Annotated in this window: 15 protein-coding genes; 12 read left to right on the top strand and 3 right to left on the bottom strand. The window is 38.3% G+C overall.

All coding sequences use genetic code 11. The features are described from left to right. The first annotated feature begins 19 nt into the window (after positions 1 to 19). Positions 20 to 880 carry a cupin-like domain-containing protein gene (locus tag Q4597_RS01595; RefSeq protein WP_215437422.1) on the top strand — a complete coding sequence of 287 codons (861 nt, stop codon included), beginning with the start codon at positions 20 to 22 and terminating at the stop codon, positions 878 to 880. A 39-nt stretch (positions 881 to 919) separates the two neighbouring features. Continuing rightward, the gene (locus Q4597_RS01590; protein ID WP_215437424.1) at positions 920 to 1,417 is read left to right on the top strand and encodes a DUF6646 family protein; all 498 of its coding nucleotides are present in this window, start codon (positions 920 to 922) and stop codon (positions 1,415 to 1,417) included. 11 nt (positions 1,418 to 1,428) lie between these two features. Here the strand turns inward: Q4597_RS01590 and Q4597_RS01585 are convergent, their stop codons facing one another. The 3 genes from Q4597_RS01585 to Q4597_RS01575 all read right to left on the bottom strand — a co-directional run bounded on the left by Q4597_RS01585 (position 1,429) and on the right by Q4597_RS01575 (position 4,156). Beyond that, positions 1,429 to 1,902, bottom strand: a complete 474-nt coding sequence (locus Q4597_RS01585; protein WP_303404508.1) for a regulatory protein RecX — start codon at positions 1,900 to 1,902, stop codon at positions 1,429 to 1,431. 132 nt (positions 1,903 to 2,034) lie between these two features. Next, entirely contained in the window at positions 2,035 to 3,582 is a 1,548-nt protein-coding gene (locus tag Q4597_RS01580) for a ribonuclease E/G (protein WP_303404507.1), read from the bottom strand. A 283-nt stretch (positions 3,583 to 3,865) separates the two neighbouring features. Next, on the bottom strand, positions 3,866 to 4,156 hold the full coding sequence (locus Q4597_RS01575) for an HU family DNA-binding protein (RefSeq protein ID WP_038236075.1): 291 nt from the start codon (positions 4,154 to 4,156) through the stop codon (positions 3,866 to 3,868). A gap of 178 nt (positions 4,157 to 4,334) precedes the next feature. Here Q4597_RS01575 and mutY point away from each other — a divergent pair, with 178 nt between their 5' ends. From mutY to Q4597_RS01525, 10 genes are all read left to right on the top strand, one after another. Further along, positions 4,335 to 5,366, top strand: coding sequence for an A/G-specific adenine glycosylase (mutY, locus tag Q4597_RS01570; RefSeq protein ID WP_303404506.1), 1,032 nt, complete (start codon positions 4,335 to 4,337; stop codon positions 5,364 to 5,366). Between the two features lie 145 nt (positions 5,367 to 5,511). Next, the gene (locus Q4597_RS01565) at positions 5,512 to 5,976 is read left to right on the top strand and encodes a single-stranded DNA-binding protein (protein ID WP_303404505.1); all 465 of its coding nucleotides are present in this window, start codon (positions 5,512 to 5,514) and stop codon (positions 5,974 to 5,976) included. Positions 5,977 to 6,149: 173 nt separating this feature from the next. Beyond that, positions 6,150 to 7,463 (top strand): gliding motility-associated protein GldE, encoded by a 1,314-nt coding sequence (locus Q4597_RS01560; RefSeq protein WP_303404504.1) that lies wholly within the window; start codon positions 6,150 to 6,152, stop codon positions 7,461 to 7,463. Further along, the gene (gldD, locus tag Q4597_RS01555) at positions 7,456 to 8,010 is read left to right on the top strand and encodes a gliding motility lipoprotein GldD (protein ID WP_303404503.1); all 555 of its coding nucleotides are present in this window, start codon (positions 7,456 to 7,458) and stop codon (positions 8,008 to 8,010) included. Before Q4597_RS01560 ends, gldD begins: the two co-directional genes overlap by 8 nt. Before the next feature lie 210 nt (positions 8,011 to 8,220). Then, positions 8,221 to 9,234 (top strand): substrate-binding domain-containing protein, encoded by a 1,014-nt coding sequence (locus tag Q4597_RS01550; protein WP_303404502.1) that lies wholly within the window; start codon positions 8,221 to 8,223, stop codon positions 9,232 to 9,234. A gap of 386 nt (positions 9,235 to 9,620) precedes the next feature. Then, complete coding sequence (locus tag Q4597_RS01545; RefSeq protein WP_303404501.1) at positions 9,621 to 12,719, top strand: TonB-dependent receptor; 3,099 nt, start codon at positions 9,621 to 9,623, stop codon at positions 12,717 to 12,719. A 21-nt stretch (positions 12,720 to 12,740) separates the two neighbouring features. Continuing rightward, positions 12,741 to 14,267 (top strand): RagB/SusD family nutrient uptake outer membrane protein, encoded by a 1,527-nt coding sequence (locus Q4597_RS01540; protein ID WP_303404500.1) that lies wholly within the window; start codon positions 12,741 to 12,743, stop codon positions 14,265 to 14,267. A gap of 117 nt (positions 14,268 to 14,384) precedes the next feature. Continuing rightward, positions 14,385 to 17,921 (top strand): VCBS repeat-containing protein, encoded by a 3,537-nt coding sequence (locus tag Q4597_RS01535; protein ID WP_303404499.1) that lies wholly within the window; start codon positions 14,385 to 14,387, stop codon positions 17,919 to 17,921. Continuing rightward, the gene (locus tag Q4597_RS01530; RefSeq protein WP_303404498.1) at positions 17,918 to 21,430 is read left to right on the top strand and encodes a VCBS repeat-containing protein; all 3,513 of its coding nucleotides are present in this window, start codon (positions 17,918 to 17,920) and stop codon (positions 21,428 to 21,430) included. The genes Q4597_RS01535 and Q4597_RS01530 overlap by 4 nt, the downstream gene beginning before the upstream one ends. Beyond that, positions 21,414 to 22,730: a vanadium-dependent haloperoxidase gene (locus tag Q4597_RS01525; RefSeq protein ID WP_303404497.1), complete on the top strand. Its 1,317-nt coding sequence runs from the start codon at positions 21,414 to 21,416 to the stop codon at positions 22,728 to 22,730. Before Q4597_RS01530 ends, Q4597_RS01525 begins: the two co-directional genes overlap by 17 nt. The last annotated feature ends 47 nt before the right edge of the window (positions 22,731 to 22,777 follow it).

The raw sequence follows: 22,777 nt of genomic DNA, 5'->3' as shown, positions 1-22,777 counted from the left end.
ATACATAACCTTAATTCCATTGAAATTAGCGGCTATTCCAAGGGTATCAACAATCTCTAAGGAAGATTTTTTAGAACAGTATTTTAAACCGCAGAAACCTGTGGTGATAGAACGCGCCATAGAAAATTGGCCGGCTTTTAAAAAATGGAACCTTGATTATATTCGGGAGGTTGCAGGAGATAAAACTGTTCCTCTTTATGATGATCGCCCGGTAAACCATGAAGATGGTTTTAATGAGCCGCATGCGCAAATGAAGATGTCCGAATACATTGATTTGCTAAGGGCCAAACCTACCAAATACCGAATCTTTCTTTGGAATGTACTAAAGGAAGTGCCTCAGCTTCAAAAGGATTACGAGTTTCCTGATTTTGGATTGACCTTAAAGAAAAAGTTGCCCATGCTCTTTTTTGGGGGGATGGACTCTTACACCTTTATGCATTATGATATAGATATGTCCAATATTTTCCATTTTCATTTTGAAGGAAAAAAGGAGTGTATCTTGTTTGCGCCTTCAGAGACTAAATATTTGTACAAGGTGCCCAATTCGCTTATCACCCATGAAAGCATAGATTTTGATAATCCGGACTTTAATAAGTGGCCCGCCTTGCAAAAGGCCAACGGTTATAAAACGGAATTGAACCATGGTGAGGTGTTATATATGCCCGAAGGCTATTGGCATTATATGAAATACAAAACTCCGGGATTTTCTATGAGTCTAAGGTCTTGGCCAAAGAACCCCATAAATTTTGCCGAGGGGCTTTATAATGTTTTCATAATGCGTAATTTTGACATCTTAATGCGAAAAATACAAGGTCAGAAATGGATAGACCGAAAAAACCAAAAGGCCATAGAGCGAACCTCTAAAAGAGTGTCCAATTAATTTTTTCGAGCATCCATTTTTCATAAAAACACACTTTAAATGAAATTTTACATTCTATCAGTTTGCTTACTTCTTACAACTACTTTTCTATCGGCTCAGGCCTATGAGGGTAGGGATGATCAAAAGTTCCAGGTTGGGGCCAATTTTCAGGGACACGGCACAGGAATTATGACTTCTTATGATTTTGGATTAGGTGAGAATATATCTATTGGTGCAACGGCAACCTACCTTTTGGGTATTGATGAGAGTGTTTCTGCCAGTACTTGGGAACGTTTTGATACAAAGGCCCGTTTTAGTGCGCATTTAGGAAATATAGTGGGACTTAGTGATGAGGTAGATGTTTATCCGGGATTGGATTTAGGTCTTAAGAATTTTGGTTTTCATTTGGGTGCGCGTTACTTTTTCTCGGACGGTTTGGGAATTTATACGGAATTAGGTTTTCCTATTGCCAAATATAAAATTGAGGATTTGGAACCTGCCGATAAGCTTCACAACCAATTCATGGTTAACATAGGGGCTGTTTTCAACTTTTTATAAAAGAATATAGTTTAGGGAACAAGCTCTTTTAGTTTTTCGTAGACCAAATGGCTTTCCCATCCCCTATATAAAAGATAGTCCGCTAATTTCTTCTTTCGTTTTAAGGGATTTTGTTCGGTAATCTGCTCCAGTCTTTTTAAGGCTAAGCTGTCCAGCGTTTTTAGATAGGCCTCGTCGTCTATTTCTTTTAGTGCTGTGGTAATATTGTATTTAGAGATATTGCGTTGCTTCAGCTCACTTACAATACGATTTCTGCCCCATTTTTTCATGGAGAACTTACCTCGGGCAAAACTTTGGGCAAAACGTTCTTCGTTCAAGAAGTTCTCATTGATCAAGTGAACTATAATTTGATCTATGGCCTCAGGAATCATTCGCATTTGCTTGAGTTTTGTAATCACCTCTTTGTGGCAGCGGTCTTGATAAGTGCAATACCCTTCTAGTTTTCTTTTGGCTTCTTCAATGGAATAGGCGCGTTGTTCATGCATATAAAAATTCTGGTTTTGCCAATGTATCTAGAAACAAAAATACAATTTGAAGTAGTAAGGAAGCTAACTTTGAATTTAAATATAAGGCATAAAAAAAGCGACCATCGTTGCCGAAGGTCGCTTTAAAAACTTTTAATATATGGTTTTACCGTCTTTATCTTTAAAACGGTATTCAAGATACGTATACGCATCCCTAGGTTGAATTTTAATCCATTTTTTGTGTTCTAAGAACCATTTAGAACGCATGGAAGGAAAGCCTTTAGTAATATAAGCCGCGATAAACGGATGAATGTTAAGTGTAATTCCGTTATCTTTTTTAGGGCCTTTCAACAACTTTTCAAGGTCGGCACTAATTTTGTCTATCAAGACTATTGGGGCTTCTATTTCTTTCCCATTACCATTCGGATTTTCCTCGGTGGTCTTGATGTTCATTTCGGGCCGTACCCGTTGTCTTGTAATCTGTATAAGTCCAAACTTACTAGGAGGTAATATTTTGTGCTTGGCGCGGTCATCTTTCATTTCATCGCGAAGATGGTCAAAAAGTTTTTTCCTGTGCGGTGCTTTTACCATGTCAATAAAATCAACAACAATAATGCCTCCCATATCTCTCAAGCGCAATTGTCTGGCTATTTCAGAAGCTGCCAGAAGGTTTACCTCTAAAGCGGTATCTTCTTGATTTTTGGCCTTATTGGAACGGTTACCGCTGTTCACGTCTACAACGTGAAGTGCTTCGGTATGTTCAATAATAAGGTACGCACCTTTGCTCATGCTGGCGGTACGGCCAAAAGAAGTTTTTATCTGTCGCTCAATTCCGTATTTTTCAAAAATAGGAACGGATGAATTATACAGTTTAACTATAGATTCCTTTCCAGGTGCAATTTCTAGCACATAATCTTTGATCTGATCATGAAGGGTTTCATCATCTACATGAATTCCGGTAAAGGAATCATTAAAAATATCCCTAAGGATAGACGATGCCCTGTTGAGCTCGACCAATACTTTTGAAGGCGTGTGGGCCTTGTACAATTTTTTACACATTGTTGACCATTTGGCCAACAAATTTTCTAGGTCTTTGTCTAGTTCCGCTACTTTTTTGCCTTCGGCCACTGTTCTTATAATGACGCCGAATCCTTTAGGTTTAATACTTCTTACCAGTATTTTTAACCTTTCTTTTTCTTCACTGCTTCCTATTTTTTGAGATACGGAAACACGATCGGAAAAAGGTACCATTACCAAATAACGCCCCGCAATGGAAAGTTCGGAGCTAATTCTAGGTCCTTTGGTAGAAATAGGTTCTTTAACGATTTGAACCAATAATGACTGGTTGGCTTTGATGACGTCTGTAATTACGCCATTCTTGTCAATGTCTTTTTCAAATGGAAAGTTGGCTAGTGAGTAATCCGTAATTTTATTGGTACTCACGCCTTTTATGAATTTAAGCATAGTGGCCAGTTGTGGGCCAAGGTCATGATAGTGCAGAAAAGCATCTTTTTCATAACCAACGTTTACAAAGGCGGCGTTTAGACCGGTAACCGGTTTACGAACCTTTGCCAAGAAAATATCACCAACGGAAAAATCGTTGTTGTCTTCTTCTTTATGCAATTCAGTGAGCTTTCCATCTTTTAGGAGTGCAAAATCGACGGCATCAGAACTAGATCGTACGATTAATTCTCTATTCACCTGAATGTATTTGTATTTGCCGGTACTTAATTAATAAGTAGGCAAATAGATTAAACAATTATTAAAACGAATTACTGGAATTCGCCGAGATTTTCTGCAATCTCTATGTCAATGAACGTATGGGGTGAAAAAACAAGCGAAGGGGTTGAAAATTTCAACCCCTAGCAACTATTTTTTCTTGTGTCTGTTAGCTCTCCTACGCTTCTTGCGTTTGTGGGTAGCTACCTTATGTCTTTTTCTCTTCTTACCACTCGGCATAAAATTCTACTTTAAGTTAGTATATTTATTTTACTTGTACGTTGCTTTTGACACCTTCTACAAAAACCTTTGCAGGTTTAAATGCAGGAATATTGTGTGCCGGTATTTTAATTGTAGTGTTCTTGCTAATATTTCTTCCAGTTTTTTCGGCTCTAGTTTTAATAATAAAACTACCAAAACCGCGAAGGTACACATTATCACCACTTTCCAAAGAAGATTTCACCTCTTCCATAAAACTCTCAACTGTAGCCTGTACGTCTCCTTTTTCAATTCCCAGCTTGTCTGAGATTTTCGATACAATTTCTGCTTTCGTCATCTTTCGTGTTAAATTTTCAGTATAATTTTTTTGGGATGCAAATATATAAATTAAAATTAATCTTTTGTGCTAAAGGGTTAATTTTAAGTAGTTCACCATCACTTTTCAATTTATGGCTGTTCTGGGTAATGTATATCCGTTTATAATCCGTTAATTTTGGCATGAACTAGCGGTAAAAATGACCTTTTCAGATAAAATCCTTACTTGGTACGAAGAAAATAAAAGAACCCTTCCTTGGCGTGGTACCCGTGATCCGTATAAAATATGGCTTTCTGAGATCATGTTGCAGCAAACACGGGTGGTTCAAGGTACTCCGTACTACCTTAAGTTCATTAGCAATTACCCCAAAGTTCACGACTTGGCCAATGCTTCGGAAGAAGAAGTTTTAAAGCTTTGGCAGGGTTTGGGATACTATTCCAGGGCAAGAAACCTGCATGCTACGGCTAAGATGGTAGTTAATGAATATGGTGGTAATTTTCCTGATACCTATAAGGAGTTATTGTCCTTAAAAGGTGTGGGAGATTATACTGCAAGTGCCATTTCGTCTATATGTTTTGATAGGCCCGAACCGGTGATAGATGGTAATGTTTACAGGGTGTTAGCTCGGTATTTTGGTGTTGATTTGCCAATCAATAGCACGGAAGGTGTTAAATATTTCAAAAAGTTGGCCAGAGAGGTTATGGATACGGGTAATATTCGTGATTATAACCAAGGAATCATGGAGTTTGGTGCCATACAGTGCTCTCCTAAAAATCCCAATTGCATCGTGTGTCCTTTAAATGAAAGTTGTGTTGCACTTCAAAAGAACAAAGTAGATCAACTTCCAGTAAAGCTTAAAAAGACCAAGGTTCGCAACCGTTATTTTAACTATGTTGTTTTCATGTCGCAAGATGAAAAGACCATTCTAGAGCAGCGAAAAGGCAAGGGAATTTGGCAAAATCTTTGGCAATTTCCACTTATTGAATCGAAAAAAGAGCTTTTAGATGCAGAGTTTTTGGAAAATGTAAAGTGTTTGGACGATGAAATCAGTATTGCTTCCATAGATAAGTTCAATGCCAGCCCTATTATACACAAACTTTCCCATCAACATTTATACACAACGTTCTGGATTGTACAGGTCAAAAGTGATTTAAAGGAAGGTATTTCAATGGCAGCGGTACAAAAATACCCGGTTCCAGTATTAATAGCCGACTTTTTAAAGAAATTGTAAGCTCTATTACTAAAAGGAACCTTAGTGTTTTTTTATTTTCTTCAACTTTATCCGTAATTTATAAAAATCGTAACAGTAACACTTGATAGTGGAGGTTAAAAAACAAGTATATTTGTAGATTCAAACTTGCAAAAAAAAGTAGATTATGAGCGGTACATTAAATAAGGTAATGTTAATTGGCCATTTGGGCGATGAAGTAAAAATGCATTATTTTGAAGGTGGAGGATGTATTGGCCGCTTTCCTATTGCTACTAACGAAACCTACACGAACAAGCAAACGGGAGAACGTGTTACTAATACGGATTGGCACAACGTAGTGGTGCGTAATAAAGCTGCTGAAATATGTGAAAAGTATTTAAGTAAAGGAGATAAGGTCTATGTAGAGGGGCGTTTAAAAAACCGCCAATGGCAAGGAGAAGACGGCAACACACGTTATAGTACCGAAGTTCATGTGCAGGACTTTACGTTTCTTACTACTATGAAAGAGAGTATGTCAAATCAGCAAGGAGGTGGGCAACAACCACAGCAAAACTCCGTTTCAAATACAGCAAGTAGTCCTAAGGCCGCGCCTTTAGTTCGGCCAGAGCAGGAAGATGACCTTCCTTTCTAAGAAAAAAGATGTATTTTTAGTAGTAGCCTCTATAGATGCAATTAAAATATGAAGCAAGCGCACACAGACCATTGTAATTTTATAAAATCACCTAATGCCGATTTATATCTAGAGCAAGGGTGTGGTGCGCAGTTATATTCACTAACCGCCTTTTATTACTAAATTTCTGACTGTTGGACCCTGACCCCCTTAGTTTAGTACCTTATTTTGTCACTTTTACAGGTGCTTTTGCATTTGAAATTACAATTCTAGTTGTACTGTTAATGTCTTCTGCCCTCATTTCTGGTGCGGAGGTTGCTTTTTTTGGTCTTTCACCTACAGATGTAAATGAGATTTCGGAAAAGAAAAGTGTTCGTGGAAATATAATAGTTAAACTCTTGGATAGGCCCAAGAAGCTTTTGGCCACTATTCTTATTGCAAACAATGCCATTAATATTGGTGTTGTATTGCTCTTCAGTACTATTGGTAATTCACTTTTTGCGAATGTGGAATTAGAATGGGTCCGGTTTCTTTTGGAAGTAGTGGTCGCTACTTTTTTAATATTAATGTTCGGAGAAATATTGCCTAAAGTCTACGCGAACCGGAACAGAATAGCATTTGCCCATTTAATGTCTTATCCTCTAAATATTCTAGACTTTTTGTTCAGTCCGCTTAGCCTGCCCATGAGAGCGGGTACAATTTTTATGTATAACAAATTGGGCAAACAAAAATCTAACTTAAGTGTAGACCATCTCTCGCAGGCCTTGGAGTTAACGGCAGATGGTGATACTACCAAGGAAGAACAGAAGATATTACAGGGTATAGTTACCTTTGGGAATACGGACACAAAGCAGGTCATGCGGCCCAGAATAGATATTTTTGCGGTTAGCGAGGATATGAAGTTTTTAGAGATACTGTCCGAAATAAAGACCCATGGCTATTCTAGGATTCCGGTTTTTTCGGAGAATATGGACAATGTTCTTGGTGTGCTCTACGTTAAGGATCTACTACCTTATATAGATAGGAAAACCTTTAATTGGATGACGCTTATTCGTGAACCTTATTTTGTTCCGGAAAACAAAAAACTAGATGATCTGTTATTGGAGTTTCAGGAGAAGAAGAACCATTTGGCCGTAGTTGTGGATGAATATGGGGGGACTTCGGGAATTGTAACTCTAGAGGATATTATAGAAGAAATTGTAGGCGATATAAGTGATGAGTTTGATGATGAAGACCTTGTGTTTTCAAAATTGGACGATTTTAATTTCGTTTTTGATGGTAAAACTGCCTTAAAGGATTTTTATAGAGTAGCCAAAATTGAGAATGAAACCGAATTTGAGGAACAAAAAGGAGAGTCTGAGACCATTGCCGGTTTTGTTCTTGAGATAGCCGGAAGTTTTCCTAAGAGAGGAGAGGTAATCTCGTTTAACGAATATCAATTTGTAGTAGAGAGCTCGGATAAAAAGAGGTTAAAACAAATAAAAATAACGTTGCCCCAGAATGTATAGATATCCTTTATTTCTTTTAATGTTGCTCGCATTGGTCATTGGATGTAAGGAGGAGGTTTTGCCCAAGCCCAAAGCTCAGTTGCGTTTGGAGTATGATGCTCCCCAGCAGGGAGAGTTGCAAACAGAGCATTTTATGTTCAGTTATAACACAAATGCAAAAATTAAAAGTAATACGGAGACTTCTTTAGTTTTAGATTACCCGGAAATGAAGGGTGAAATCTATATCAATTACAAAAAGGTGGATGACAATGTAGAAAAATTGCTTTCTGACGCTCAAAAGTTGAGTTATGAACATTCCGTAAAAGCAGATGGTATTTTAGAGCAGCCTTTCGTTAATGAAAAGAACAACGTATATGGTATGTTCTATGAGGTTAGCGGAAATGCAGCTTCACAAGCTCAGTTTTATGTAACGGATAGCACTAAGAATTTTATGACCGGTGCGCTATATTTTTATACAAGGCCCAATTATGATTCCATATACCCTGCGGCTGCTTATCTTCAAAATGATATTAGGGGAATTATGGAGACTTTAAAATGGAAAAATTAGGTAGGGTCTGTATTTTTTAAACTTGTTGTGTTTATCTTAGGCAATTAAAATCTTCTTGAGATTTATATATTTAGCATAAATATGAAGTTAAGTTTGCTTTCATGAAAAATATTTAGCTTTTGTTGTCTTAAAATGATCGATATAGAAGTTTATTATAATAAATTTGTATTATTATACTTACAAAATTCATAATTGTTTTAATAGGATCTAATGTCTTTACTCCAGATAATCCATCGACTAAAAGAAGTAAATAGTTTAACCAAGCATGAGCAATTGGTGCATGGCGTTATCGAAGCTTTGGATTCGGGTGAAATTTCTGTTGGCGATAAGTTACCTTCCATAAACAAAATGGTATCTGATGTTGGCTACGCTAGAAAAACCATCGTTAAGGCATATGAAGAGTTAAAAGAGAGAGGATTAGTAGAGTCCAAAAAGCTCAAAGGTTATTTTATAATAAGTGATGAAACTAAAGTAACGCTTAGAATAGCCTTGCTTTTATTCTCCTTTCAGCGTTTTCAGGAAGATTTTTACAATACTTTTAGAAAGGAGTTAGGAAACCGCTATCAGATAGATGTCTTCTTTCATCATAACAATGTTTCTATTTTTGAAACCATCTTTAATAATATTCGGGGGAAGTATGGAATGTACGTGGTGGCTCCAATTCCCGATAAAGCCATTAGACCACTTCTTGAAACTATTGAGCCTCAGAAATTATTGATTGTTGACCGGTATTTGCCCATGCCAGAAGAGTATTCTTATATTTCGCAAGAGTTTGAAGGAACTACTTTTGATAAATTGGTAGAACTGCTTCCGGAAATTAAAAAGTTCAAGAAAATAGTTCTTTTCTATGCGGAAAATAGAGATTATCCAAGAGGTATACTAATCGCGTTCCATAGATTTATTGCCGATTATGGGTTGAATGGCGTTGTTGTAGAGGATTACGTTGAAGGTTCCGTCGAAAAGGAAACAACCTATTTTTTCATAAACGATGCGTCTCTATGGGAATTACTTAAAGATTGTCATACTAAGGGATTGTCAGTAGGTGACGATGTTGGTGTGTTGTCCCACAATGATCATATAATCAAAGAAATTGTCTTTGACGGCATCACTACCATCTCCACAGATTTTAAGGATATGGCCACTTTAGCGGCTCAGCACGTAAAAAACAATGTTACTTCTCAGGTTATAGTTACTTCAAAACTGTTCAAGCGTAATTCCTTGTAATACGATTGGAAGATCCTGAGAATTATAGAAAAATACACTTCTCAAATTTAAAAATTCGCACTTTTTTCCTTCTCAATTAGTTAATTCTTATCCTTGAGGTTGAAAAATTGTTTTTTGTATCAAAAAAATACTTATTTTTGACCTGTAGCATAGAGTAGCATAGAGTAGCATAGATTTAGTTAATTTTGTTAATGATTTTGGTGTTGTCTCCTTATAAATTTTGGTTTTTTCAAAAAAAAGGGGGTAACTTGGTCAAAAACAACTTTAAATTACATTTCTGTTGTAATATGCGCAATAGCACTTTCTGTCTTTTTTAACATTACTCAACATGTTAGGTTAGGCAAATTATAAAATACTAACTCAATTACTAACTTAAATTACTCATTATGAACCAGAACTTTAAGAGGTTAAATAGGGTTCGATCACATGTTTTTGTGCTCGTGGCTTTATTTTTCTTTGGCGTGGCATCTGTATGCGCGCAAACCACAATTTCAGGTACTACTTCTGACGATCAAGGCGTTTTGCCTGGCGTAAATGTCTTGGTGAAAGGCACTACTGTTGGGAGTGTTTCCGATTTTGATGGAAATTATTCTATAGAAGTGCCAGAAGGTAGTTCTACTTTGGTTTTTTCCTATGTGGGATATTCCAAACAAGAAGTGGCCATTGATGGTCGGACAACAATTAACGTTACTATGTCTGAGGACGCTCAAGCGCTTAGCGAGGTTGTTGTTGTTGGATACGGTACGCAACGTAAAGCGGATTTGACAGGGGCTGTTGGCTCAATTAGTTCTGCAGATATCGTTTCCAAACCAATTACAAGTCCTGACCAAGCTTTGGCAGGTACAATCTCTGGTGTTAATATTACAAACCGTAGTGGAGATCCTGGAGCACCTATCAGTGTGTTGATTAGGGGTGTGGGAACAGCTGGAAATACTGACCCTCTTTGGGTTATTGACGGTATTCCTATTGTGCAGACGACCAATATTACGGTAAACACTTCTTCTACTACTGATTCTAACCCGTTAGCTGGTCTAAATGCAAATGATATTGAGTCCATAGATGTCCTAAAGGATGCGGCTTCAACTGCAATTTATGGTTCAAGAGCTGCAAACGGTGTTATTATTGTTACAACTAAGAGGGGAAAAAGTGGCGACGCTAGGGTAACTTACAATGGGTATGTTTCAACGGCTACAACGAGAGATAGAATAGATGTTCTTGATGTAGAGCAGTTTATTGACATCCAGGGGGAGTTGGCAAGAGATCTTTCTGAGTTTTCTGGAAGTCCATATGTTGACTGGCAAGATTTAATTTTCAAAACGGGCTTCATTCAAAATCATAACGTAAGTGTTAGTGGTGGAAATGAAAAAGCCAAATATTTTATTTCAGGTGGATTGTTAGATCAAGACGGTATAGAGTTGGGTCAAGGTTTCAAGAGATATTCCTTAAAAGCCAATTCAGAAATCAATGTCGGTAAGTATTTGAAATTTGGAGAGTCTATTCTATTAAGTCAAACAGATAGACAGGTACAGAGCGAGCAAGGTATTTACGCCGGTTTCCGTTCGTCATTGAATGCGCCGTATTACCAGCCTTTTGGTGATGGAGCTTTTGGGTATAATGACTCTACCCCTGAAACTAGAGGTAACGGAATAACTGCTAGTAACTATCTTTTTAATACTGATGATAGATATACTAGAACAACGTTACAAACACGTAAGGTATTAGCTAGTTTCTATGGAGAGTTGCAAATTTTAGAAGGTTTGAAATTCAGGCCTTCCTTAGGTATTGATTATAATGTAGGTGTTGGAGATTACTTTACTTCGGACGCTGTTCTTAATAATTCAACAGGATCTTCACTTTTGGTTTCGTCCAGACCTATTGAATTAACGTTAACATCATCGGCAACTTTACAATATGACAAGTCTTTTGGTGATCATAACCTAGGGGCATTGTTCGGTTTTGAACAAACAAAGTTTAGATTTGATAAGCTTAGGGTTCAAGGTAGGAGTTTGTTTAACGAAAACTTTGCTTCAACGGGTGCAGTAGGAACTGTAGGGGCGGCCAATGAAGCGGATCTTTGGACTTTGCAAGGGTGGTTAGGTAGACTTACCTATAATTATAAAGGAAAGTATTTGGCAACCTTTAATGTTCGTCGTGATGCCACTTCAAGATTTTCTCCAGATAATAGAACAGATGTATTTCCTTCTGTATCCTTGGGTTGGAGAATTTCAGATGAGTCTTTCTTTCCTAAGGAAGGAGCTTTTGATGATTTAAAAATCCGTGCAGGTTGGGGGCAGTCTGGTAATCAGGCTTCACCTACCAATTTTCCATATCTAAGTTCTGTTGATAGTAATATAAGGTATGTTATTGGCGATGATCAGGGAACGGTTGTTGCTCCTGCGCCAACTCTTTTTGCTAACCAAGATTTATTCTGGGAAACTAGTACTCAGTTTGATATTGGTCTTGATTTTAGTTTATTTAATTATAAGCTAACAGGTAGTTTAGATTATTACAACAAAGAGAATGATGGAGTTCTCATTGGCTTGCCATTACCTTATGTATCCGGATTTTTCTTAGCTCCGGATGCAAACATTGGTTCAATAAAAAACTCAGGTATTGAGTTTTCAATGAATTATGCTGGAGAAATAGGTGATTTCACCTACTCCATTGGAGGTAATTTTACGACCAATAAAAATGAGGTCACAGATTTAGGAGAAGTTACCCAAATAGTTACTGGAATTGGTGGGGCTAGCACGCACCGGACTATAGAAGGTGCAAGTCTTGGTCATTTTTACGGCTATAAGACAGATGGTCTTTATCAAAATGATGCTGAAGTGGCTGCTGCTGTTCCAGATGCAAATGGCACACCATCACCTGGGGACATTCGTTTTGTAGATGTAAATGGAGATGGAATAGTGAACGCAGAAGATAGAACTGAATTGGGAAGTCCTTTTCCAGGGTTTTATTATGGTGCAAACTTTAATGCAGCTTATAAAGGATTTGATTTTTCAATTAACTTTAGAGGTGTTGGTAACAAACAGGTATATAATTCAGCAAGGATCGCATTAGAAGATCTAAGTTCTGGAAACAACTTTAGTACGCAGGTCTTAGATCGTTGGACAGGAGAGGGAACGGCTACTTCCAGTTCTAATCCAAGATTAACATTGAACGACCCTAATGGGAACAATAGATACTCTGATCGTTGGATAGAAGATGCGGGATACTTGAGAATCCAGAACGCTCAAATAGGGTACAACCTTCCTCAAGACCTCTTAACTTCTTGGACCAATGATATGATTTCAAATTTTAGAATATATGTTGGTGCACAGAACTTGGCAACGTTTACGAAGTATTCTGGCTATGACCCAGAGGTAGGGAGAACCCAAAGTTTCCAAAAAGGTGAGTTCACATTGGCAACAGGTCAAGATGGTGGAGCATCACCTTTGCCTAGAATCTTTCAATTAGGACTATCCGTAACGTTCAATTAAGCCTAAAAAACTAAAAATATTATGAAAAAAATAATTGTATTTTTCGCGTTTGTATCGCTATTGGGAGCTTTCTCCTGTGGTGATCAACTAGACCTCGAGCCGCTGGATCGTGTCACCACAAATCAGTTCTATAAAACTAGAACGGATTTTGATGGAGCTGTTTTTGCCTCATACTCATCTATTCAAGATTTTTGGGGTACAAGTACAGAAACTTTAGGTGAACGAGGGGAATTTTGGAAGATTTCTTTGGCTATAACGGATGATGTGGCCGCAGATGAGGTTAACGGAACATCTTCTAGGGATATAGATAACCTCTTACTTCGTTCTAATGATGTGCCATTTGGAGCTGTGTATACTCAAATCTATGAAGGCATATACAGAGCTAACATAGTTATTGAAAACTTAGATGGTGAGAATGACTTAACGGAAGAGGATAAAACCATAATTAATGCAGAAGCCAAATTTTTAAGGGCTTGGTTTCATTTTCAGGCTATGAAAATGTTTGGTACGCCTCCTTTGGCTCTAGAAATTAGAACTGGTATTAATGATCAGGCTAGGCCAAATGCAACTCAAGAAGAATTGTATGCTGCAATATTGGCTGATTTAGCTGAAGCTGAAGCTGGCCTTCCTGCGGAGTGGGACGGTTCCAATACTGGTAGGGTAACCTTATGGACTGCTAAAGCCTATATAGGAAAAGTGAATGTTTGGAAAGAAGATTGGCCTACTGCAATTACTGCTTTGGAAGAAGTTGTAAATTCAGGACCATATGTTTTGGTTCCGGATTATGAGCAATTGTTTGCTTATACCAATGAAAATAATTCAGAGTCTATTTTTGAGATTCAGTATGGTGGACCGTTTTCGGATGATAACCTTTGGGTTTTTGATGATACGCATTCAGAAGATTTTAAAGCTTCTCAAGGAACTGCACGCGGAAATTACTGGGATGCGGCCGGAGGTGCTCCAGGTGGAAAGCAAGGTCAGTGGGTGCCAACTCAGGATTTAGTTGACGCCTATGAAGCTGGAGATGAAAGATTAGGTGTTACAGTTTACCAAGAGGGAGATATGTATTACTCTTTTGATGGAACACGTTATGAATTGGATTACGATCCAGCTTGGTCTTCAACAGGATATACACTAAAAAAATATAGAGGAACTTTAAATGCTGTAGTGGGCAATTCTTCTGCTAACGGACAAGTAGATTTTAACAATGAACGTTGGTTCAGGTTTGCAGAAGCCAAATTACTTTACGCCGAAGCTTTAATCAGAGGAGGCGGTGATGTTGGAATTGCATTTGACGAGATAGATGATATTCGTGAAAGAGCAGGTTTAGGTCCTGTTGATCGTTCACAAGATCCAATGGATGCGTTAATGCAGGAAAGAAGAGTAGAACTTGCATTGGAGCCTCACAGGTATTTTGATATTACCAGATGGGGAATTGGTGCTGAGGTTTTTGGAGCAGCTTGGGATGATAAGTACAATGTATTTCCTTTTCCACTTACGGAGATTGACAGGTCTAAGGGCTTGTTGATTCAGAACCCAGGATATTAAAAGTTTTCTTTTTGGGGTTTCCCTAAAAAGTATAGTAATTTTACTGAAAAGGAATCCAATTTTGAATACTCTCTAGATTGGATTCCTTTCTTTTCATAGACGTTTTTAATTTTTCTCATGTTCACTACGTATAAAATAGGACGGTTCTATTGTATTCTCTTTTCGTGCGTGGTATTGCTGTTTGTATCATGTACTCAAAAGAACCGAACGCTTTTTCGGGAAATAGACCCTTCCGTATCGGGACTTGGTTTTCAGAATGCCTTGACATTAACGGATTCCCTTACCATACTTGATTTTGAATACATGTATAACGGGGCTGGTGTTGCCGTAGCCGACTTTGATTTAGATGGTCTACAGGATATCTATTTTACGGGAAATATGGTAAGTAACCGTCTGTATCGTAATCTAGGGGATTTTATGTTTGAGGATATTACAGAAACGGCCAATGTAGGTTCTACACACTGGTCAAATGGGGTAGCAATAGTTGATATCAACCAAGACGGCTATCCTGATATCTATGTTTGTAGGGCAGGTCTAAGAGGAGCTAAAGACGCGGATAAGACCAATTTGCTATTTGTAAACAATGGTGTAAAAGATGGGAAGTTATCTTTTACCCAAGAAGCAGAGAAATGGGGGTTGGCAGATGCCAGCTATTCTGTACAGTCGGTCTTTTTTGATTATGACGGTGACGGTGATCTGGATATGTATCTTTTGAACAATGCACTTGTAGATTTCAATAGGAACACGGCAAAACCTAAGGATAATGCGGATAAAGTGCCCTCCGTGGATAAACTTTACAGGAATGATAGTGGGGAAGTACTTCCCGGTAATCCTGTTTTTACCGATGTTTCGTTAGATTCCGGAATTTCCATAGAAGGGTATGGTTTAGGTGTGGAGGCGTGCGATATTAATTCAGACGGTTGGCCAGATATATATGTCTCCAATGACTTTCTAACGGATGATTTGCTATACGTTAATCAAAAAGATGGAACGTTTAAAAATGAAATAGCTACCTATTTTAAACATCTTACATTTAATGGTATGGGTAATGATATTGCCGATATTGATAATGATGGTAATATGGATGTTGTAGTGTTAGATATGCTTCCGCCGGATAACAAACGATGGAAACTTACTATGATGGGTAATAATTACGATCAATTTAGGACCAGACAAGTTTACGGCTATCAACCACAGTATATTAGAAATACTTTGCAACTGAATAACGGTAATGGTTCTTTTAGTGAAGTAGGGCAATTGGCAGGAATAGATGCTACGGAATGGAGTTGGAGCGCTTTGTTCGCAGATTTTGATCAGGATGGACTTAATGACCTATGTATTACTAACGGATACCGTCAAGATATCACTAATCTTGATTTTATGGTCTACGGAGATAGAGTGCTTACTATGGGTACGGAAGAGGCCAATCGTAAAAAACGTATTGAGGAGCTCAATAAGTTGCCAGGTATAAAGGAGAATAATTACTTTTTTAAGAACCTAGGAGACCTAACTTTTAAAGATACATCACTAAAAGTTGGTTTTGATAAAGCCACATATTCCAATGGAATGGCCTATGCGGATTTTGATAACGATGGTGATTTGGACTTGGTCATGAACAATATTGATGATCCGGCAGGTTTGTATGAAAACACTATTTCATCAGAAGAAAACAGATACATTAGATTTAAGTTTAAAGGAGCTCAAAAGAACCAACAAGCCTTGGGAAGTCAAGTCGAAATTTTTTATGCAGATAGTGTACAGAAAAAATACTTTACTCCTTATCGCGGTTATTTGTCTACCGTAGAACAGGCTTTACATTTTGGGGTTGGGCAGTCTAAGGTATTAGATAGTGTAAAAGTAGTTTGGCCTAATGGTAAAGTTCAAAAGCTTGAAGGTATAACTACCAATCAAGAGTTGGTATTGGTCTATGAAAATGCAAATGAAGCAAAGCATATTTCAAAAATTTCAACACCTAAAACATTGTTTCAATCAGTAGATAGTATAGGTCTTGATCGGTTACATGTAGAGAACGAATTTGTAGATTTTAAGGTTCAGGCACTTTTACCCCACATGCATTCAAAAAACGGGCCTGGACTTGCCGTGGGTGATGTTAATGGTGATGGACTAGAAGATATGTACGTGGGTGGTGCTACGGGTCAAGCAGGAGCATTAATGCTTCAAAGGCAAGACGGTTCTTTTGATACGAAGGAGTTTGGTGAAACAGATAATGAGGATATGGGTGCTCTGTTTTTTGATGCTGACAATGATGGTGATCAAGACTTATATGTGGTGAGTGGGGGCTCCTCTTTTCCTATAGGAGACAAGAGGTATCAAGACCGGTTCTATGAGAATGATGGGCAAGGCAATTTTAAGTTATATAAATCATTACCAAATATGCCTGTCAGTGGATCTGTTGTTACCGCGTCCGATTATGATAAAGATGGAGATTTGGACCTTTTTGTTGGGGGTAGGGTAAGGCCGGGAGAATATCCGTTAGCTCCTGAAAGCTTCCTCTTAAAAAATAGTAGTAATGCCAGTAGTATAAAATTCAGTAAGGATTCGCAGTCTGTCAGTTCGGTACTCAAGGATTTGGGCATGGTAACTTCGGCCCTGTGGACAGATTTTAATAATGATGATTGGGAAGATTTAATTGTAGTAGGAGAATTTATGGCCCTACGCTTTTTTCAGAACAACAAAGGGATATTGTCTGAGGTAACAGAAGAAACGGGTCTTGCGCATACCAATGGTTGGTGGAACAGTATAACTTCGGGTGATTTTGATAATGATGGAGATACAGATTATATATTGGGCAACCTTGGTCTTAATAGCAAGTTCAGAGCTAGTTCTAAGGAACCTTTGTGTATCTACGCAAGTGATTATGATAAGAACGGACAAATAGATCCCGTTATGTGTCATTTTGTTGATGGAAAGAATTACGTGGCACACTCCAGAAACGATTTAATTAGTCAGATCAATGCCATGCGTTCGCGTTTTAGAACCTTTACGGACTATGCCAATGCTACTTTTGAAGAATCTTTTTTAGAGGAGGAAATAGAAAATGCCCATGTGGTACGAAGCGAAACATTTGCCAACTCTTATCTAGAGAATTTAGGTAACGGAAAGTTCAAGCTTTTGCAATTACCGAGGATAGCTCAAATTGCACCTATGTACGGGGTAAGGGTTGGAGATTACAATAATGACCAAAATCTTGATATACTTGCTGTTGGTAATTTTTACAGTGGCGAGGTATTCTCGGGCAGGTATGATGCTTCAATTGGTTGGTTGTTGATGGGTAATGGCAAAGGAGGTTTTAGCAAAGCCAATGTGTCACAAAGTGGTTTTTTGGTTGATGGAGATGGAAAAAGCTTGGTTGGTCTAGCTGCTCCTGGTAAAGAAATAATTGTAGCCGGAGTAAATAATGATAGTTTAAAAAGCTTTTATAGACCTGTAAAAAATAAAGTATATCAGCCAAGGCCGGGAGAAACTTCAGTTTTATTGACCTTTGAGAATGGTCAAAAACAAAAAATTGAATTTCACTATGGAGAAGGTTACCTTTCTAGTGGAAGTCGCATTTTGAGTATTCCCAATTCAGCAGTTTCAGTTAAGATTAAAAGTTTGGACGGTACTGAAACCGAAATTTTAAACGACCTATGAAGAATTTGAAACCCAGTTTGTTGACGTTAGGTCTCATTCTTCTTTTTATAAGTTGTGGTGAGAACAAATCGCATCGTTTTCGTTTGCTGGATGTCTCTCAAACGGGAATAGATTTTCAGAATACGATTGCTGAAAATGACAGTATAAATGTGTTTGAATTTATGAATGTATATACCGGTGCCGGTGTGGCAGTGGGCGATATAGATAATGATGGCCTTACCGATGTTTATTTTAGCGGTAATATGGTTTCTGGTAGGTTATACCTAAATAAAGGAAACATGCAATTTGAGGATATTACGGAAAAAGCAGGGCTACTTAACACGCGTTGGGGTACAGGAGTGAGTATGGTTGATATTAATCAAGATGGATTTTTAGATATCTATGTCTGTGTTTCCGGAAGTGCTACGGTATCGGAAAGGGCCAATATGCTTTTCATTAATAATGGCGATATGACGTTTACCGAAAAGGCAGAGGAATACGGCCTAGCTGATACGCGTCAAAGCATGCATGCCGCTTTTTTTGACTATGATAGAGACAATGATTTGGACATGTACTTGCTGGTAAATCCCGCAGCTTATGAATATAATGTAAATGTGAGTAAACCGCGAGAGCTTGATGGTCAATCCGTAAGTAATGACCGTTTGTATAGGAATTTGGGTAATGGCAAGTTTGAAGATGTTTCTGCAAACGCCGGAATTTTAGTTGAAGGGTATGGACTTGGCGTTGGGGTTTCTGATATAAATGGAGACGACTGGCCGGATATTTATATCTCCAATGATTTTATTGGGAATGATATTCTCTATATCAATCAGAAAGACGGTACGTTCAGAGATGCAATTACCGAACAGATCAAGCATACTTCTTATGCCGGAATGGGTAATGATGTAGCAGATGTAGATAACAATGGTGAACCCGATATTATGGTGCTGGATATGCGTCCCGAAGATAATTTAAGGCAAAAAATGATTATTTCCTCAACGGGTTACGATCGGTTTCAAATTATGCTGAATGCAGGTTACAATGCCCAATATAGTCGTAATACCCTTCAGTTAAATCAAGGTATGGATAGGTTTAGTGAAATTGGTTTTATGGCGGGAATTAGTAGCACAGATTGGAGCTGGAGCCCACTTTTGGCCGATTACGACAATGATGGTCGTAAAGACTTATATGTTACTAACGGTTTTTTAAGAGATTTGGGAGACTTGGATTATATCCATTATCAAAAAGCATACGATACACCTTTAGGTGATGTGGACGCAAAAATAGACTTAAAATTAAAGTCAATTAGTGAACTGCCTATGGCAGATTTACCAAACTATGCTTACCGGAATAATGGGGATATGACGTTTGAAAAGGTATCCGCTGCTTGGGGCATAGATAAGGCCAGTTGTTCCCATGGTGCAGCTTATGCTGATTTGGATAATGATGGTGATCTTGACCTATTGGTAAATAATATGGATCAACCAGCTTTCGTGTATGAAAATGAGGGTAACTCTAAAGAGATAAATCATTATTTACGTGTTAAACTGGAGGGTCATCAAGGCAATCTTCAAGGAATAGGCGCAAAACTAAAAGTAACAACAGAAGATTCGGAACAGTATTACCAACATTACTTAAGTAGGGGGTATGAATCTAGTGTAGACCCTACCGTACATTTTGGACTGGGAAAAGCTAAAAAAATAAGCAGTGTTGAAGTATGGTGGCCTAATGGTACGTATCAGGTTGTGAATAATCAGGTTGTTGATACGCTTTTAACGTTATGGCAGTCTAAGGCTTCTAAAGATAGTCCCCTAAAAAAGAAAGTTGAAAAGCAATTGTTCTCTGATGTAACGGATAGTCTGAGTATTGACTTTACGCATCATGAAGATGATTTTGTTGATTTTAAATTACAGCCAATTTTACCGCACATGCACTCACGAAACGGACCGGGCATTGCTGTTGCAGATGTTAATGGAGATGGTTTAGAGGACTTTTATGTAGGTGGGGCAAAAGGTCAACCGGGAGAGCTGTTTTTGCAAAATAACGATGGAGATTTCGTGTCCAAAGAGGGTTTTGATGCCAACCTTGAAGATATGGGTGTTTTGTTATTTGATGCTAATGGGGATGGTTACAAAGATCTATATCTAGTAAGTGGGGGTGTAAGTGCAGAAATGGGTTACGAGGTATATCAAGATAGGCTTTATATGAACGATGGTAAAGGAGGCTTTGTGCTCTCTGATGCACTGCCTAAAATTAATGCAAGTGGTTCATGTGTTGTTGCAAGTGATTTTGATAAGGATGGGGATTTGGATTTGTTCGTTGGAGGCAGATTGGACCCTGGCAAATACCCAATGCCATCGCGTAGTTATTTGCTTGAAAACCAGTCATCGGAAGACGGGGGTTTTAAGTTTGTAGATGTTGGCAATGAGGTAGTTGGCTGGGAAGAACTCACCATGGTTACATCTGGTATATGGACAGATTATGATAATGATGGCTGGGCGGATCTTTTAGTGGTTGGTGAATTTATGCCTATCACTATTTTTCATAATGAAAAGGGCAAATTGGCCATGCAAAAAGAATCAGCCGGATTGGCAAAAACCGAAGGCTGGTGGAATAGCATCAACGGTGGCGATTTTGATCAAGACGGAGATACGGATTATATTTTGGGCAATTTAGGGCTCAATAGTAAATATAAGGTTTCTTCCGAGGAACCTCTTTGTATTTATGCTAATGATTATGATAAGGATGGCCGTATAGACCCTATAATGTGCTACTATATTGATGGTGAAAATCATTTGGCCCACTCGCGTGATGAGATTATTGGTCAAGTCAACGCTATGAGAAGTAGGTTTAAGACCTATAGGTCATATGCGGAAACTAGTTTTGAGAAATCATTTCTGCCCGAAGAGTTAGAAGAGTCTTACGTAGTAAAGAGTCATACTTTCGCCAGCAGTTATCTTGAGAATATGGGAGATGGCAGATTTAGTTTGAGCCAACTTCCATTGGAGGTGCAAACGGCACCTGTTGAGGGGATTGCTGTTGATGATTTTGACGGAGATGGAAATTTGGATGTACTCATGACTGGTAATTCGTATGCTACGGAAGCCGCTACAGGTAGGTATGACGCCTTTATAGGTGCATTGTTAAAAGGAAATGGTCAAGGTACTTTTGAAAATGTCTCTGTACAAGAAAGCGGATTTTTAAACGACTTGGATGGAAGCGGCTTGGTTTCAATTCAAAGAGGTGATGGGGTTCAGAATATATTGGCAGCTAATAACGATGCAAGGTTAAAAGTTTTCGAAGTTAATGACGTTCCTAATAGAAAATGGGTAAGAATAGAAGACAATGTTGCGTTTGCGGAAATAAGGCTAAAGAACGGTAAGAAATATAAGAAAGAGTTTTATTTTGGTTCAGGGTATTTATCGCAGAACAGTAGAAGTATGCCCGTAAATGAAAACATTCAGGAAATAAAAGTTATAGATTCAAACGGAAATACAAAAACGGTGTATTTAGATGAAGAAATTAAGTAGTAGTATCATAATATGTATTGTGTTGCTGGTGTCATGTGGTACCAAGCACAATCAAGAAGATTTGGATACTTATTTTGAAGGAGGGTTGTCAAAATATAACCGCCAGCTTACTGATGTTATAGTTGCCGATATTTTTACACCCCCAGTAGCAAGTAGAATATACGCATATTCCAATGTTGCCGCATATGAAGGAATTCGGTTTATGGAACCTTCAAAAAAGTCTTTGGCATCTAAGCTTAATGATTTGGAAAAATTATCTGAGCCTGAGTCAAGTAAGCAGTATTATTATCCTTTGGTGTCTGCGGTTTCATTTTTAAACGTAGGTAAATCTTTAGTGTTTGATTTGGACAAGGTAGAGGCGATTAAAAGTGAGTTGCTCAAGGAGGTTAGAGAAATTGGTATTGATGAAGAGGTCTATGAAAACTCGGTGTCTTTTGGGGAACAATTGGCAGCGGAAATATTGGCTTGGGCTGCAAAAGATGGATACTTGCGTCGCACGGCGCTCCCTAGATACTCTGTAAGTGAGGATGCTGGCCGATGGCGACCTACTCCGCCCGATTATATGGAGGCTATAGAGCCACATTGGAATACCATAAGGCCCTTTGTTTTGCAATCTGCTGGTCAGTTTGATCCAGGGTTGCCCACGTCCTTTGATGTAGAAAAGGACTCTAAATTTTATAAAGAGGCCATGGAAGTATATAGTACGGTCAATCAACTAGATGACAAGCAACTAGAGGTTGCCAAGTTTTGGGATTGTAATCCAAATATATCGCATACCAAGGGACACGTAATGTATTTTCAGCAACAAATATCACCTGGTGGGCATTGGATGCATATTGCCGCCCAAGTTTTAGAAGAGCAAAAGGCAGGTGTGGTTGAGTCTGCAGAAACCATGTCTTTAGTTGGGGTGACCATTGCGGATGCTTTTATAAGTTGTTGGGATCAAAAGTACAAGAGCAGTTTAACTAGGCCGGAAACTTATATCAATAATTATATAGATCAAGATTGGGAACCTATTTTACAGACACCAGCTTTTCCTGAACATACTTCGGGTCATAGTGTGGCATCTAGTGCAGCGGCAACTGCGCTTACACAGTTGTTTGGTGAGGATTATGCTTTTGTAGATGCTACAGAAGTGCCATACGGTCTTCCGCCAAGAAGTTTTCAATCATTTTGGCAAGCAGCAGAAGAGGCAGCAATAAGCCGATTGTATGGTGGAATTCATTATAGGCCTGCAATTGAGCTTGGTGTACAACAAGGAAAAGCCATAGGTAATTTTGTTGTCCAGCAATTAAAGTAAGAATTAGTAAGAGGGTATTTTGTTTTGATTTTTAGAAGGATATAAAA

The organism is Zobellia sp. 1_MG-2023 (genome assembly GCF_030549125.1).
Lineage (GTDB): Bacteria > Bacteroidota > Bacteroidia > Flavobacteriales > Flavobacteriaceae > Zobellia > Zobellia russellii.
This window is presented reverse-complemented; position numbering and strand designations above follow the sequence as displayed.